Consider the following 2,261-nt stretch of genomic DNA (forward strand, 5'->3'; position numbering starts at 1 on the left):
GAATTTAGCAGAAAACCAAGCAACCCAGAAATTAAATTCCCAGAAGATACAAACAAAGATGGCAAAATTTCTGATGATGAAAACAAAGCTAATGACAATGATGCTGGTAAAACAACAGTAGAAGTTACTATACCAAAAGATGGTTCAGTAAAACCAGGTGATAAAGTAGTAGTTACTGATGACAATGGCAAAAAGACTGAAAAACCAATCAACCAAGATGACATCGATAAAGGTAAGATTGATATCCCAGTTGATCTAAACCCAGGTAAAGATAACAATGTAACAGCAGAGATCATCAATCCAAATAACCCTAACAACCCAGGCAAGGATAGCAAGGTGATAGGTGAGGCTTCAAGCACTGTTAAAGTAACAATTGATGAGATCATCGATGATGTAACTGGTGGTGTAGTAAATGGTGATGTTAAAAATGGCCTAACAAACGATAATCTACCAACATTCAAAGGTAGTGCAGCACCAGGTGCAACAGTAGAAATTTACGAAAGCTTCTACACAACTACAGAAAAAACTCTAGTTGGTAAAACAGTAGCTGACACTAATGGCAAATGGAGCTTTACACCAACTGAAGCTATGGGTGATGGAGAGCACTACTTTGAAGCAGTTGCTACAGATAAAGTAGGCAATAAATCAACATCTGATAGAGTTTCACTTGATGTTGATACATTTGCAGATGCTCCTGTAATAGATGCTGTAAATGACAATGTAGATAGCCAAACTGGCAACGTTTTAGATGTTAAAACAAAAGTTGCTCTAACAAATGATAGCACACCAACTCTTGAAGGATATGCCGAGCCTAACTCAACTATCACTATCTATGAGATTAGCGAGCTAAATGGCGAGAAAACAGTTGTAGGAACAGTCACAGCTGATAATCATGGTGGTTGGAAATTTGAACTACCTGAACTAGGAGATGGTGAGTATAAATATACTACAAGAGCACAAGATAAAGCAGGAAACATCTCAGACTTCTCAGAAGAAGTAGTAGTTAATGCTGATCTAATAGCCCCATCAGAACCAACAATCACATTTGTTGAAGATGTAAATCCAAAAGATGGCAAGCTAAATAAAGCTGAAAATAGCAAAGATGGCGATAGTACTAGCACAAAAGCTCAAATTTCTGTCCCAGGTGATGCTGAAGAAAATGATGTGATCCACTACACTGTAAATGGTGAGGAAAAAACACATACTATTACTTACAATGACAGAGTAACTGGATATGTAGAGATCAAAGTACCAGTAGTTGATGGTAAAGCTTCAAGCGTAACAGCTAAGATCGTTGATCAAGCTGGTAATGCTAGTAAAGAAGTATCTAGCAGCATAGACTCAGACTTTACAGCTCCAAATGTCAAGATCACAGGCATCATTGATAATGTAGAAGGTGGCGTATATAAAGGCAATGTTGCAGGTACTAACACAAACGACAACAAGCCAACCATAAAAGGTACAGCTGATGCAAATCAAGAAGTAGTTCTTTATGATAACGATAAAGAGTTTGGTAGAGCTACAGCTGACAAAGATGGCAACTGGGAATTTAAACCAAGCGACTATAAAGAGCCACTAGCAGATCTTGTTGGTCGTGTTCACGTTATAAAAGCAGTAGTAACAGATGCAGCTGGCAACACTAGCGAAGCAACTTCTGCACTAGAAGTTGATACAACTATCGGCGCTCCAAAAGTATCTATAAAAGAAGATGCAGATCACAATGGAGTTCTAAGCGTAGAAGAAGCTAAGAATTTAAAAGATAGTAAGATCCACTGGGAAGTAGAGATACCAAAAGATGGTACTGTAAGCGCAGGTGATGTTCTTCAAGTACTTGGAAAAGATGGTAAATGGAAGATCGAAAAAGTCTTATCAAATGACGATCTAGGTAAAAGCTTTGAATACGAAGCAACTTTATCAGGAAAACACTTCGAAAGCCCAAGCTATAGAATAGTCGATCTAGTTGGTAACCAAAGCACAGCTATACATGCTAACGTACAACTTGACAGCGAATTTAGCAGAAAACCAAGCAACCCAGAAATTAAATTCCCAGAAGATACAAACAAAGATGGCAAAATTTCTGATGATGAAAACAAAGCTAATGACAATGATGCTGGTAAAACAACAGTAGAAGTTACTATACCAAAAGATGGTTCAGTAAAACCAGGTGATAAAGTAGTAGTTACTGATGACAATGGCAAAAAGACTGAAAAACCAATCAACCAAGATGACATCGATAAAGGTAAGATTGATATCCCAGTTGA

General features: G+C 37.7%; 1 protein-coding gene. It reads left to right on the forward strand.

The window, feature by feature from the left end; all coding sequences use genetic code 11:
• Positions 1-2,261 (forward strand): Ig-like domain-containing protein (locus tag F3G88_RS02460; protein ID WP_223228710.1); only part of this gene is annotated, 2,261 nt, incomplete at both ends.

It is taken from the genome of Campylobacter concisus, assembly GCF_902460675.1.
GTDB classification, from domain to species: domain Bacteria; phylum Campylobacterota; class Campylobacteria; order Campylobacterales; family Campylobacteraceae; genus Campylobacter_A; species Campylobacter_A concisus_AJ.